Origin of the sequence: Streptomyces sp. NPDC019890 (assembly GCF_044903445.1) — a bacterium.
Lineage (GTDB): Bacteria > Actinomycetota > Actinomycetes > Streptomycetales > Streptomycetaceae > Streptomyces.
In genome coordinates, this window is sequence record NZ_JBJDQK010000002.1 from 532,156 (window position 1) to 545,882 (window position 13,727).

Here is a 13,727-nt window from a genome sequence, read left to right on the forward strand (position 1 = left end):
AGGGCAGGTGCATCCGTCGTGGCCGGAACCACTCCCGGTACACCGCGCGTACTGCGCGCCATGAACGACCGGGCCGCGCTCGATCTGCTGCTGGAGCACGGGCCGCTGTCACGCACCAAGATAGGGAAGCTGACCGGTCTGTCCAAGCCCACCGCTTCCCAGCTGCTCGCCCGGCTCGAAGCCGCGGGGCTCGTCGTCGCCACCGGGACCACCGAGGGGCGGCCCGGGCCCAACGCCCAGTTGTACGCCGTCAATGCGCGCGCCGCCTTCGCCGCCGGGCTCGATGTCACGCCGCATCGGATCCGCGCCGCCGTCGCCGACATCACCGGAGCCACCGTCGGCGAGTTCGAGCTGCCGACCCCGGGCCGCCGCGCCGAGAGTGTCGTGCGGCAGGTCACCGAGGCGCTCGACGGGGCGGTGAAGGCCGCCGGGGTCACCCGCTCCGATGTGCACCGGCTCGTCATCGGTACGCCCGGCGCGTTCGACCCGTCCACCGGGCGGCTGCGGTACGCGTCGCATCTCCCCGGCTGGCACTCCCCCACCCTCCTCGACGAGCTCGCCGCCGTGCTGCCGATGCCCGCCGAGTACGAGAACGACGTCAATCTGGTCGCCGTCGCCGAGCAGCGGCTCGGCGCCGCGCACGGCCATGAGAACTTCGTGCTGCTGTGGAACGAGGAGGGCCTCGGCGCCGCGGTCGTCATCGGCGGCCGGCTGCACCGCGGTTTCACCGGCGGCGCCGGTGAGGTCGGCTTCCTGCCGGTGCCCGGCACCCCGCTCGTGCGCCAGGTGACCAAGGCGAACAGCGGCGGGTTCCAGGAGCTCGCCGGCGCCCAGGCGCTGCCCCGGCTGGCGCGCGAGCTCGGCATCGGCGGCGTCGCCCACGGGCCGCACGCCGAGGTCGCCACCGAGCTTGTCGCCCGGGCCGCCGAGGCCGACTCGGGGGCGTACCGCAAGCTGCTCGACGCGTACGCGACCGGGCTTGCCACCGGCCTCGCCTCCATGGTCGCCGTACTCGACCCCGAACTCGTCGTCCTGTCCGGCGAAGTGATCGCCGCCGGCGGGGAGCCGCTGCGCGAGCGCGTACTCGCGGAGCTCACCGAACTGGCCGCCCCACGGCCCCGTCTCGTACTCGGTTCCGTACGGGAACACCCTGTCCTGCGAGGTGCGCTCGAGAGCGCCCTGGCCACCACGCGGGACGAAGTCTTCGACACCTCTCGCTGAACGAACACCTCCCGCTGAACATCTCGCGCTGAACACCTCTCGCTGAAAGCACCTCCCGCCACCTTCCTCTTGAGCCCTCGACCCGTCACAGGGAGACACCGTCATGTCCACACGCATCCGGAAGACGGCAGCCGCACTCGCCGCGACCGCCGCCATATCCCTGTTCGCCTCGGCTTGTACGGGCTCGAGCGACTCCGCGGCCAACGACGACCCCAACGCCAGGACCACCATCACCTTCTGGCACGGCTGGAGCGCCCCCAGCGAGGTCAAGGCGATCCAGGACAACGTCACCCGCTTCGAGAAGGAACACAGCAACATCAAGGTCAAGATCGTCGGCAATATGACCGACGACAAGATCAACCAGGCGTTGCGAGCGGGTGGTTCGAACGCCCCGGACGTCGTGAGCTCCTTCACCACCGACAGCGTGGGGAAGTTCTGCACCTCCGGCGCCTTCGTCGACCTCAAGCCCTTCCTGGAGAAGTCGAAGATCGACCCGGCCAAGGTCTTCCACAAGCCGCTGCTCGACTACACGCAGTTCGACGGCAACCAGTGCTCGCTGCCGCTGCTCAATGACGCGTACGGCCTCTACTACAACAAGGACGCCTTCAAGGCGGCCGGCATCACCGCCCCGCCGAAGACCTGGAGCGAGTTCGAGAAGGTCGCCGAGAAGCTGACCAAGCCCAAGGGCGACTCGTACGAACAGCTCGGCTTCATGCCGAACTACCACGGCTACGAGACCACCCCCATGCACTACGTCTCGCAGTGGGGCCCCACCTACTTCGGCGCCGACGGCAAGTCCAACATCGTCAAGGACCCCGCCTTCTCGAAGATGCTGACCTTCCAGAGGGGCCTGGTCGACAAGCTCGGCGGCTTCACCAAGCTGGAGAAGTACCGCAACACCTTCGGTGACGAGTGGGGCGCCAAGCACCCCTTCCACACCGGCCAGGTCGCCATGCAGCTGGACGGCGAGTGGCGACTCGGCATGGCCAAGGACGCGAAGGTGAAGTTCGAGATCGGCACCGCGCCACTGCCCGTCGCCGACGACCAGGTGGCCGACTACGGCAAGGGCTACCTCTCCGGCACGATCATGGGCATCGCCTCCACCAGCAAGAAGCAGAACGCCGCGTGGGAGCTGGTGAAGTACATGACCACCGACACCGACGCGGTGGTGGCCTTCGCCAACGGCATCCACAACGTGCCCTCCACGATCGACGCGCTCACTTCGCCGAAGCTGAAGATCGACCCGGCTTTCAAGACCTTCATCGACATCGCGCAGCACCCGAAGTCCAACACCACGCCGGCCAACGTCGACGGCGGCGCGTACCAGGTGACCTTCCAGGACTTCGGCTACCAGTACGAGTCCGGGAAGGCGAAGGACCTGCAGGCCGGTCTGGAAAAGACGGCCGAGCAGATCGACACCGACATCGCGAAGCAGAAGTAGCCGAGAAGACAGAAGACAGACAGTGACTACGCACACGCTGCGGTCGAAGCGCCGGCGGTCCGGCCTTGCTGCGAAGCACAGAAAACAGGCACTGCGTACCGCGGCCTTCATGTCGCCCTGGCTGATCGGCTTCAGCGTCTTCTTCGCGTACCCGCTGATCTCGACCGTGTACTTCTCCTTCATGAAGTACGACGGCTTCCGGCCCCCCATCTTCAACGGCCTGGACAACTGGACGTACGTCTTCACCGAGTACCCGATGTTCTGGCCCGCCCTGCGCAACACGCTCTGGCTGGTGCTGGTGATGGTCAGCTGCCGGGTCCTCTTCGGCCTCGGCATCGGACTGCTCATCACCAAGATCAGGACAGGCGCTGGGGTCTTCCGGACCCTGTTCTATCTGCCCTATCTCGCCCCGCCTGTCGCGGCGACACTCGCCTTCGTCTTCCTGCTCAACCCCGGTACCGGACCGGTCAATTCGGTCCTCGACGCGATCGGGCTGCCCACCCCCGGCTGGTTCACCGACCCCAGCTGGTCCAAGCCGGCCCTCACCGCGCTCGCGCTCTGGGGCATCGGCGACCTGATGGTGATCTTCATGGCGGCACTGCTCGACGTACCGAAGGAGCAGTACGAGGCGGCGGAGCTGGACGGGGCCACGGCCTGGCAGCGCTTCCGCTTCGTCACCCTGCCGAACATCTCCCCGATCGTGATGTTCGCCGTGGTCACCGGAGTGATCCAGACGATGCAGTACTACACACAGCCGCTGGTGGCCGGAAAGGTCGCCTCCGGCATCATCGGCGGCAGCGGGCAGCAGTTCGAGCCCGGATACCCCGAGAAGTCGACGCTCACGCTGCCGCAGCTGGTCTACAACGTCGGCTTCCAGCGCTTCGACTACGGCGCCGCGGCGGTCGTCGCGCTCGTCCTGTTCGTGCTCTCGATGGTCTTCACCGCGTTCCTGATGCGGCGGCGCGGCGGCCTCGTACAGGTGGGTGACTGAGCCATGGCGCAGATTCTCGACAAGCCCGCCCCCGCGGTCATGAGCGTCGCCGGTGCCGAGCGCACCGCGCGCCGCAAGGCAACGCTGCACTGGATCGCCGTGCACTCGCTGGGCATCGCGGCCGCGCTCTTCTTCGTGCTGCCGTTCGTCTTCGTCGTCCTCACCTCGCTGATGAGCGACCAACAGGCACTCACCCGCGATCTCGTCCCCGACACCTGGCAGTGGGACAACTACCGCCGGGTGCTGGACACTCCCGGCTTTCTGACCTGGTGGAAGAACACGCTGCTGTACGCCGGTCTCGGCACAGTCCTCACGGTGGTGTCCTCGATCCCGGTGGCGTACGCGCTCGCCAAGTTCCGCTTCCGCGGGCAGCGCCTGGCCCTGATGCTCGTCATCTCGATGATGATGCTGCCGCCCCAGGTGGTCATCATCCCGATGTATCTGTTCTGGGCGAAGCAGCTGGACCTGGCCGGCACGCTGTGGCCGCTGATCATCCCGATGGCGTTCGGCGACGCGTTCTCGATCTTCCTGCTGCGGCAGTTCCTGCTGACCATCCCCAATGAGTATCTGGACGCCGCGAAGGTCGACGGCTGCAGTGAGTTCCGCACGCTGCTCAGGGTGGTGCTGCCGATGGCCAAGCCGGGCATCGCCGCCGTAGCGCTGTTCCAGTTCTTCTACGCCTGGAACGACTACTTCGGCCCGCAGATCTACGCCTCGGAGAACCCGGCGGCCTGGACCCTGTCGTACGGCCTGGAGTCGTTCAAGGGAGCGCACCACACCGACTGGAATCTGACCATGGCCGCAACCGTGCTGGTCATGGCCCCCGTGATCCTCGTCTTCTTCTTCGCCCAGAAGGCATTCGTCGAGGGAGTCACACTGACCGGAGTGAAGGGCTAAGAGTGACCATGAAGCTCGCAGTCGTGGGTGGCGGATCCACCTATACCCCAGAGTTGATCGACGGCTTCGCCCGGCTGAGGGACACCCTCCCGATCAGTGAACTCGTGCTCATCGACCCCGCGGCCGACCGCCTGGAGCTCGTCGGCGGGCTGGCCCGGCGGATCTTCGCCAAGCAGGGCCACGACGGGAAGATCGTCACCACCTCCGATGTGGACGCGGGCGTCGCGGACGCCGACGCGGTGCTGCTCCAACTGCGCGTGGGCGGGCAGGCTGCCCGCAACCAGGACGAGACCTGGCCGTTGGAGTGCGGATGTGTCGGACAGGAGACAACGGGCGCGGGCGGTCTCGCCAAGGCGCTGCGCACCGTCCCGGTCGTAGGCGACATCGCCGAGCGGGTGCGGCGCAGCAACCCTGACGCCTGGATCATCGACTTCACCAACCCGGTGGGCATCGTCACCAGGTCGCTCCTGCAGGCCGGGCACAAGGCCGTCGGGCTGTGCAATGTCGCCATCGGCTTCCAGCGCAGGTTCGCGAAGTTCCTCGACGTCGCCCCGGCCGATGTGCACTTGAACCATGTGGGTCTCAACCACCTGACATGGGAGACGGGTGTGCGGCTCGGCGGTCCCGAGGGCGCGGACCTGCTGCCGAAGCTGCTGGCCGGGCACGGTGACGCGATCGCGGACGATCTGCGGCTGCCGCGCGAGGTGCTCGACCGGCTCGGCGTGGTGCCCTCGTACTATCTGCGCTACTTCTACGCGCACGACGAGGTCGTACGAGAGCTGAGGACGAAGCCCTCGCGGGCCGCCGAGGTCGCGGAGATGGAGAAGCAGCTGCTCGAGATGTACGGCGACCCGGCGCTCGACACCAAGCCGGAGCTGCTTGCCAAGCGCGGCGGCGCCTACTACTCGGAGGCGGCCGTGGATCTGGCTGCCTCACTCCTCGGCGGGGGCGGGAGCCCGTACCAGGTGGTCAACACCGTCAACAACGGCACCCTGCCCTTCCTCGCCGACGACGCCGTCATCGAGGTGCAGGCCGCGGTCGGCTCGCACGGCCCGACTCCGCTGCCCGTGCCGGAGCTCGACCCGCTGTATGCGGGGCTGATCGCGCAGGTCACGGCGTACGAGGACCTGGCGCTGGAGGCCGCACTGCGCGGCGGACGCGACCGCGTGTTCAAGGCGCTGCTGTCGCATCCGCTCGTCGGCCAGTACGAGTACGCGGACGCGCTCACCGACAAGCTGATCGCGCACAACCGGGAGCACCTCACGTGGGCGTGAACGCATCGGTCCTCGCCATCGACGCGGGCAACAGCAAGACCGACGTGGCCGTCATCGGCACCGACGGATCTGTGCTCGTGTCGTCCCGCGGGCCCGGCTTCCAGCCGCCGAAGGTCGGCGTCGAGGCGGCGCTCGACATGCTCGGCTCGACGGTCGGCGAGGCGCTGGCCAAGGCGCGTGCCCAGGGTGAGGCCATCGACAGTGTCGAGCATGTGTCGGCCTGTCTTGCCAACGCCGATCTACCGGTGGAGGAAAGGGAGTTGACGGCCGCTCTGCACGAGCGCGGGTGGGGCGGTACGACCGAGGTACGCAACGACACCTTCGCGATACTGCGCGCCGGGGTCGACGAGCCGCGAGGCGTGGCCGTGGTGTGCGGGGCCGGCATCAACTGCGTGGGGATGCTGCCGGACGGCCGTACTGCCCGTTTCCCCGCGATCGGGAAGATCTCCGGGGACTGGGGAGGCGGTTCGGGGCTGGCCGAGGAGGCGCTGTGGTTCGCGGCGCGGGCAGAGGACGGGCGCGGTGAGCCGACGGCGCTCGCGCGCACGCTCCCCGCGCACTTCGGCCTGGACTCCATGTACGCCCTGATCGAGGCGCTGCACCTGGGGCACATCGCGTCGACGCGCAAGCATGAGTTGACTCCGGTCCTCTTCGCGACCAGTGCGCAGGGCGATCCGATCGCCCGCTCGCTGGTGCACCGGCTTGCGGAGGAGGTCGTCGCGATGTCCACGGTGGCGCTGGCGAGGCTCGATCTGCTCGATGAAGAGGCGCCGGTGCTGCTGGGCGGCAGCGTGCTCGCGGCCCGGCACCCGGAGCTTGACGAGCACATCGGCAAGCTGCTGGCGGCCAAGGCGCCGAAGGCGGTCATCGAGGTGGTGACGGCGCCGCCGGTACTGGGTGCGGCGCTGCTGGGGCTCGATCACGTCGGGGCATCGGCCGAGGCACGCGCCAGGCTGCGCGCGCACTACGGCTAGGCAGATGCGCGTGCCAGGGCACGCGAGCCCGGCAAGATCGGCCGGACAGGACCTGACGCCACGTTCATTGGGATGTGTCGCCCGTGTTCCCGGTATCAGGATCGGGAGCATGGGCGACTTACTGCCTGAAAGGCGTGGGCTCGCCAATACCTGGGCAGCGTCCGTGCGACGGGAACCGATCTACGCAGAGAAGCGTATTCATGGTGGGGAGTTCGGGCTGGCGGGATCCTGAATCGAAGCGATAGGAACAAGATCCAGTCAATCCTGCTGTGATTGTCGGTCACTGCGGCCATACTGCTGGCCGGGGGACATCCCCAACCCGCCGCCGGGGGGCGGGCCGACGTCAGGGACCGAGGGGGAGGTCACGTGACATACCCACCGAGTGTGCGCAGCGCGCCCCAGTCGGCACCGACGCATGCGCCCGCACAGCCGCCGGGCCGGCCGCCCGCCCACCGCGGCGTCTGGGCCGAGGGCAAGGAGCGGCTGCGGACGGCGACGACGACCGAGCCCGGGCGGCTGCAGATCATCGGGGCTGTTCTGGCAGCGCTGGTGATCGCGTTCGGCGCGGTGACCGCTCTCGAGATCGCCGACCGGGCGTCCGCGGCCGACGATGTGGTGAGCCGCAGCCAGCCGCTGAGCGCGGACGCCGCGTCCGTCTACCGATCCCTGGCCGACGCTGACACGGCGGCCTCCAGCGGTTTCCTGGCCGGTGCCGAGAAGGAGCCCGCTGCCCGCGAGCGGTATCAGAAGGACATCGCCCTCGCCTCCAAGCTGCTGGTCAAGGCCGCCACGAACACGGACAGTGCGAGCGAGTCCGGGCGGCAGATAGCCACCCTCAATGAGCAGCTCCCCCGCTACACGGGCCTGGTCGAGACGGCCCGTGCCTACAACCGCCAGGGCCTGCCGCTCGGCGGCGCCTATCTGCGGTATGCGAACGAGCAGATGACCAAGCAGCTGCTGCCCGCCGCCCAGAAGCTGTACGACGCCGAGACGGCCAGGCTCGACGAGGACGACGACCACGCCCGCTTCTGGCCCCTGTTCTCGCTCGCGGTCGGCCTGGTCGCGCTGGCCGCGTTGGCCTGGGCGCAGCGCCGCAACTACCAGCGTACGAACAGGGTGTTCAACCACGGCCTGCTCGCCGCCACTGCCGCCGCCACCGTCGTCCTGCTGTGGCTGGCCGTCGGACACACGGTGGCCCGCGCCGAGCTGAACGACGCAAAGGCGCACGGCCAGAAGTCCCTGAAGGTCCTCAACGACGCGCGGATCAACTCCCTGAAGGCACGCGCCAATGAGAACCTCACCCTGGTGGCGCGGGGTGCGGTGCTCACCGACGACGGCAAGAGCGACAAGTACGAGACGGACTACAGCACGGGCATGGACAAGCTCGGCACTCAGCTGAGCGAGGCACAGAAGCTCGCCGACGACACGGAAGGCCGCGATCCCGTCGAGGCAGCGGTCGCGAGCGTGTCCGAGTGGAAGGTCCGGCACAAGAGCGCCAGCACGACCGACAAGGCCGGTGACTACGTCGGCGCGCTGGACAAGGTGATCGGCCCCAAGGCATCGACCGGTCAGTCCTTCGACCAGGTCGACGAGGCGCTGGCGAAGGCGCTCGGGCACGAGCAGCGCGAGTTCACCCGTGCCGCCGAGGACGGGCGCGGCGCGCTGACGGGGCTGCCGATCGGTGCAGCCGCTCTGGCGGTGCTGGGTGGAGCGGGCGCCGTGATCGGCATCAACCGCAGGCTTTCGGAGTACCGGTGAGAGGGGGAGAGATGACGAGCACGAGGACCAGGTTCCGCGGCTGGGGCGGCGTCGCGGGGATGGCCGCTGCCTGTGCGCTGACCGCTGCCGTCACGCTGCTGCCGCTGTCCCGCAGCGGCGCGGACGCCCTCGGCTCCGAGTCGGTCGGCCAGGGCGCGGCCCGCACCACGCCGGCGAAGGCGGACAGCTGCGTGGAACCGGAACGCTCCCTGCCGTCATCGGCAGCCGGCGGGCCGAACATCGACGCGATCGTGCAGCGCGGCAAACTGATCGTCGGCGTCGACCAGAACAGCTACCGCTGGGGCTACCGCAATCCGGCCACCGGTGGTCTTGAGGGCTTCGACATCGATCTCGCCCATGCCATCGCCAAGGACATCCTCGGTAAGCCCGACGCCGTCATCTTCCGCGCCATCCCGACCAACCAGCGCATCCCCGCACTGAACAACGGCACGGTGGACATCGTCGTCCGCACGATGACGATCAACTGCGCCCGCATCAAGCAGGTCGCGTTCTCCACGGCGTACTTCCAGTCGGGCCAGCAGGTCCTCGCTCCCAAGGGCTCGTCCATCACCGGGTACGACAAGTCCCTCGCCGGGAAGAGGGTCTGCACGGCAGAGGGCTCGACGGCCTACGAAGAGCTGGAGAAGAAGTCCTTCGGCGCCACGTTCCAGGACGAGCACGACGGGCAGCCGGGGGACGAGGACGTGCTCACCGTGTCCAACCAGCTGGACTGTCTGGTGCGGCTCCAGCTCGGCCTTGTCGACGCGGTCGTGACGGACAACGCCCTCGGGGCCGGCCAGGCGGCCCAGGACCCGGCGGTCGAGCTCAAGGGCGGCAAGCCCTTCACCACAGAGTTCTACGGTGTTGCCACCAAGCTCGGCAAGGACGACCTGGTGCGCCGGGTGAACAACGTGCTCGACAACTATCGCAAGGGCCCGTGGACCGAGGCGTACAACAAATGGCTGGCCGCCGATCTGCCCGGGATAGCCGGGCCGCCCGCGCCGAAGTACCGGAGTTGAACGAGCCGCACGGCTGAACAGGCAGAACGGCTGAACAGGCAGAGCGGCTGAAGAGGCCGCACGGCTGCACAATTGTCCTGCAGGGAAGAGCGGAGAGGTGATCGATGGGCGCGGCGGGATCCTCCCCCAGCTTCGCGGGGGGACCCCCGGGGCCGGTAATGGACCGGGACGAGGTTGACCGTGCGCTGGCGCGGCTCGGTGCGGAGCACGAGGCGATCGAGACGTCGCTCCTCGCCCTCCAGGACCACGCGGGCCGCAGACTCCTCGAAGGCGCCGAGCTCACGGGCGTCACCAAGGACCGCTGGGCCTCCACCGAGCAGGCGATCAGCCTGCTGTGGGGGTACTTCGACGCGTACAGCGCCGCCCTGGACGACACCCGTGAGCTGCGTGCCGGGCGGCGCTGGCCGGGCCGGGACGACCTGGTGGAGCTGACCGACCGGCTGCGCGGCCGCAGCGTCACGGTCGCCAGCTCCGCCGCCCACCCCTCGCCCTCGATCAACGGACCCGCCAAGCTGTCCGAGCAGTTCACGCTCGAAGAGCTCGTCGCCCGGATGAACGAGCTGTATGCGAGCTCGCTGGACATGGTGGTCACGGCCGATTCGGTGTGGTCGGCGCTGCCAGCCCGGATAGATCTGCTCTCGGCCGAGCTGCAGCGCACCCGCTCACTCGCGCACTCCGTCGGCGTACGGCCCGGGGAACACCCGTCCGGCGACGAACTGGAGTCGATCACCCATGAGCTGTCCACGCTGCGCGCACAGGTGATCTCCGACCCGCTCGCCTTCTGGCGGTCCGCGCCCGGCAGTTCGGCGCCGGGCGGCGGCCGCCCCGACACCGACCGCTACGACCGTGCGGCGCGCGCCCTCGAGGACATCCGCCGGGAGATCGAGGCCGTCCTGCGGGTCCGGCAGGACTCCGAGGAGCGGCTGATCCGGCTGCGTGACGTGCTCTCGCGCGCCGACCGGACGCTGACCGAGGCGCGCTCCGCGCGCGGCGAGGTGCTGGCGAAGATCGCGGCCTCCGAGGTGCCCGCGGTCAGCGGACCGCCGACCGCACTGCAGGAACGACTCGCTACCGCCGCCGAATACCGCAGGCACTCCCAGTGGAACCGGCTCTCGCCGCTTCTGGAGTCCTTGGAGCGCGAGGCCGAGGACGAGCTGCTGCGCGCCCGCGAGTCGTTGACGGCGGTCACCGCTCCCCTCGCGGTCCGCGCCGAGCTGCGCGGCCGGCTGGACGCGTACAAGGCGAAGGTGGCCCGGCACGGCCTAGCGGAGGATCCGCTGCTGATCGAGCGGTACGACGCGGCCCGCCGGATGCTGTGGAGCGCGCCGTGCGATCTGCGCGTCGCCGAGCAGTCGGTGTTGCGCTATCAGCAGGCAGCCGCGGAAGCACTGGGGCCGAGGCAGCCGGGACCGAGCGGGCCCAATGACCGCAGGGGGGATTCGTGAGCGAGAACAAGCAGTGCCAGCGCCCCGGTTGTGAGGGCTCCTACGAGGACATGGGCAGCGGCGAGCTGTACTGCGACACCTGCGGGCTCGCGCCCGTCGTCTCGTCGAACGGCATGGTGTCCTCGCAGCCCACCGGCATGACCGGCGGCGGCCGGGGGTCCAGCTCCGCGCGGAGCAGTTCGCGCTCCTCGCGTGCCTCGTCGCGTTCGTCGACCTCGCGCCGTTCCGTCTCCGGGCGGCTTTCGCGCTCGCTGACCGGGAGCAGCACCTCGACCCGCTCGGTGTCGGTGCGCAGCTCCGGCAGCTCCACGGGCGCGTCCGGACGCAACCGGCTGGGCGCGGGCCTGGTCACGGTGCCGGAGGTACCGCGACCCGATCCGGGTTCCGCTGTGATGGAGAACCCCGAGGTCCCCGAGCGCAAGCGGTTCTGCTCGCGCTCCGACTGTGGGGCGCCGGTGGGGCGTTCGCGCGGAGAGCGGCCGGGGCGTACGGAAGGGTTCTGCACCAAGTGCGGCCACCCGTACTCGTTCGTGCCCAAGCTCGCCCAGGGCGACGTCGTGCACGGGCAGTACGAGGTGGTGGGCTGTCTCGCCCACGGCGGCCTGGGCTGGGTCTATCTGGCCGTCGACCGCGCGGTCTCCGACCGGTGGGTGGTGCTCAAGGGCCTGCTGGACACCGGCGACCAGGACGCGATGGCCGCGGCGATCTCCGAGCGCCGCTTCCTGGCCGAGATCGAGCACTCCAACATCGTCCGCATCTACAACTTCGTGGAGCATCTGGACCAGCGGACCGGCTCGCTCGACGGATACATCGTCATGGAGTACGTCGGCGGCAAGTCGCTGAAGGAGATCGCCAACGAGCGGCGCAACCCGGTGGGCAAGCGCGATCCGCTGCCGGTCGATCAGGCGTGTGCGTACGGCATCGAGGCGCTGGAGGCGCTCGGGCATCTGCACAGCAGAAACCTGCTGTACTGCGACTTCAAGGTCGACAACGCCATCCAGCAGCAGGACCAGCTCAAGCTGATCGACATGGGCGCGGTCCGCCGGATGGACGACGACGAGTCCGCGATCTACGGCACGGTCGGATACCAGGCCCCGGAGGTCGCCGAGGTCGGCCCCTCGATCGCCTCCGACCTGTACACCGTCGCGCGCACGCTGGCCGTATTGACGTTCGACTTCCAGGGCTACACGAATGTGTTCGTGGACTCCCTGCCGGACCCCGAGAACATCAAGGTCTTCCAGACGTACGAGTCCTTCTACCGGCTCCTGGTGAGGGCGACGGACCCGGATCCGGCACGGCGGTTCGCCTCGGCGCAGGAGATGGCGGAGCAGCTGACGGGGGTGCTGAGGGAGGTCGTCGCGATCCAGACGGGCCGGCCGCGGCCATCGCTGTCGACGCTGTTCGGGCCGGAACTGCGGGTGACGGACACACAGTTGTTCGCGGAGCTGACAGGGGATGTCTCGCAGCTGGGGGCCCGCGCTGAGGGGACCTCCGGCCGCGGACGCGGCAAGCATGCCGGAGGCAGCGGGATCGTGAGCGGCGCAGCCGGGATTACGGGCGGCCCGCTGGTGCCGGGTGCGCGGGTGGGCGGGGAAGCCCTCCAACAGGGCGGCGGAGCCGGCAGATACGGGCATGGCGGATACGGGCCCGGCACGGCCGGGAATGGGGGCGGTGCGCCGGTGCCGGGTGGCGCCGGGATCGTGAGCGGCGGAGCCGCCAATGCCTCCGCCCTCGCTCCCCACCTCGCGCCCCTCGACGCCCGGGCAACCTCCCTCGCCCTGCCCGTGCCACGCGTCGATCCGAATGACCCCAACGCCGGGTTCCTGGCAGGTCTGCTGGCCTCCGCGCCCGCCGAGCTGATCGCCGCGCTGCATACGGTGTCCGCCGCATCCCCGGAAACCCGGCTGCGCGAGCTGCGCGCCCGGCTGGAGATGGGCGAGCTGGACTCCGCCGCGAGGGCGCTCGCCACCCTGGAGAGCGAGCACCCCGACGACTGGCGGATCGTCTGGTACCGCGGCCTCGCCTCCCTGGTGTCCGGGGACAACGAGGTCGCGGCGCTCTCCTTCGACGCGATCTACGACGCGTTTCCCGGCGAGCCCGCGCCCAAGCTGGCACTGGGCGTCTGCGCCGAGGTGCTCGGCCAACTGGACAACGCCGCGGAGTACTACCGCCTGGTGTGGACGACCGACCCGAGCTATGTCAGCTCAGCGTTCGGCCTGGCACGGGTGCAGCTCGCGGCAGGCGACCGCGCCGGAGCCGTACGGACTCTGGAGTCCGTGCCGGAGGCGTCGATCCACTACACGGCCGCCCGTGTCGCCGCCGTACGGGCGCGGCTGCGGCGACGCGCCGCGCACGACCCTCTCATCGACGACCTGTCGGCGGCCGCGGCGCAGGTGGACGCCCTGAAAGACTTCGGTCTGGACGCGGTGCGCCGCGAGCAGTTGTCCACAGAGGTACTCGGCACGGCCCTCGACTGGGTACTCTCCGGTAGTCCCGGAGCCCCGCCGTCCGTGCCAAACGCACCGCACGCACCGCATCCGGGCAGCGCGCAGACCGTGCTGCTCGGCAGTGAACTGGACGAGCGCGGCCTGCGCTTCGGGCTGGAACGCTCCTACCGGGTGCTCGCCCGGCTCGCCCAGCGCGGCGAGGAGCGGATAGAGCTGGTGGAGCGGGCGAACCGCTTCCGCCCCCGGACGTGGGTGTGATT

The 13,727-nt window shown here is 69.4% G+C and carries 10 protein-coding genes; all 10 read left to right on the forward strand.

The features are described from left to right. Positions 1–18 precede the first annotated feature (18 nt). The 10 genes from ACI2LP_RS06765 to ACI2LP_RS06810 all read left to right on the forward strand — a co-directional run bounded on the left by ACI2LP_RS06765 (position 19) and on the right by ACI2LP_RS06810 (position 13,725). Positions 19–1,221, forward strand: a complete 1,203-nt coding sequence (locus ACI2LP_RS06765) for an ROK family protein (protein WP_404723457.1) — start codon at positions 19–21, stop codon at positions 1,219–1,221. A 103-nt stretch (positions 1,222–1,324) separates the two neighbouring features. Further along, positions 1,325–2,662, forward strand: coding sequence for an ABC transporter substrate-binding protein (locus ACI2LP_RS06770; RefSeq protein WP_404723458.1), 1,338 nt, complete (start codon positions 1,325–1,327; stop codon positions 2,660–2,662). 22 nt (positions 2,663–2,684) lie between these two features. After that, positions 2,685–3,653, forward strand: coding sequence for a carbohydrate ABC transporter permease (locus tag ACI2LP_RS06775; protein ID WP_404723459.1), 969 nt, complete (start codon positions 2,685–2,687; stop codon positions 3,651–3,653). Positions 3,654–3,656: 3 nt separating this feature from the next. Beyond that, a complete protein-coding gene (locus ACI2LP_RS06780; protein WP_404723460.1) occupies positions 3,657–4,550 on the forward strand; it encodes a carbohydrate ABC transporter permease in 894 nt (297 codons plus the stop codon). 8 nt (positions 4,551–4,558) lie between these two features. Beyond that, a complete protein-coding gene (locus ACI2LP_RS06785) occupies positions 4,559–5,824 on the forward strand; it encodes a 6-phospho-beta-glucosidase (RefSeq protein WP_404723461.1) in 1,266 nt (421 codons plus the stop codon). Then, the gene (locus tag ACI2LP_RS06790; protein WP_404723462.1) at positions 5,815–6,798 is read left to right on the forward strand and encodes an N-acetylglucosamine kinase; all 984 of its coding nucleotides are present in this window, start codon (positions 5,815–5,817) and stop codon (positions 6,796–6,798) included. Before ACI2LP_RS06785 ends, ACI2LP_RS06790 begins: the two co-directional genes overlap by 10 nt. A gap of 366 nt (positions 6,799–7,164) precedes the next feature. After that, the gene (locus tag ACI2LP_RS06795) at positions 7,165–8,556 is read left to right on the forward strand and encodes a hypothetical protein (protein WP_404723463.1); all 1,392 of its coding nucleotides are present in this window, start codon (positions 7,165–7,167) and stop codon (positions 8,554–8,556) included. Between the two features lie 11 nt (positions 8,557–8,567). Next, positions 8,568–9,575: a glutamate ABC transporter substrate-binding protein gene (locus tag ACI2LP_RS06800; protein WP_404723464.1), complete on the forward strand. Its 1,008-nt coding sequence runs from the start codon at positions 8,568–8,570 to the stop codon at positions 9,573–9,575. A 104-nt stretch (positions 9,576–9,679) separates the two neighbouring features. After that, positions 9,680–11,020, forward strand: coding sequence for a hypothetical protein (locus ACI2LP_RS06805; RefSeq protein ID WP_404723465.1), 1,341 nt, complete (start codon positions 9,680–9,682; stop codon positions 11,018–11,020). Between the two features lie 50 nt (positions 11,021–11,070). Next, positions 11,071–13,725: a tetratricopeptide repeat protein gene (locus ACI2LP_RS06810; RefSeq protein ID WP_404723751.1), complete on the forward strand. Its 2,655-nt coding sequence runs from the start codon at positions 11,071–11,073 to the stop codon at positions 13,723–13,725. Positions 13,726–13,727 lie beyond the last annotated feature (2 nt).

Excerpts from the sequence above, each read along its gene's own strand:
- ACI2LP_RS06770 (WP_404723458.1), top strand. The coding sequence starts at position 1,325 with ATGTCCACACGCATCCGGAAGACGGCAGCCGCACTCGCCGCGACCGCC.
- ACI2LP_RS06810 (WP_404723751.1), top strand. The coding sequence starts at position 11,071 with ATGGGCAGCGGCGAGCTGTACTGCGACACCTGCGGGCTCGCGCCCGTC.
- ACI2LP_RS06800 (WP_404723464.1), top strand. The coding sequence starts at position 8,568 with ATGACGAGCACGAGGACCAGGTTCCGCGGCTGGGGCGGCGTCGCGGGG.
- ACI2LP_RS06780 (WP_404723460.1), top strand. The coding sequence starts at position 3,657 with ATGGCGCAGATTCTCGACAAGCCCGCCCCCGCGGTCATGAGCGTCGCC.
- ACI2LP_RS06785 (WP_404723461.1), top strand. The coding sequence starts at position 4,559 with ATGAAGCTCGCAGTCGTGGGTGGCGGATCCACCTATACCCCAGAGTTG.
- ACI2LP_RS06805 (WP_404723465.1), top strand. The coding sequence starts at position 9,680 with ATGGGCGCGGCGGGATCCTCCCCCAGCTTCGCGGGGGGACCCCCGGGG.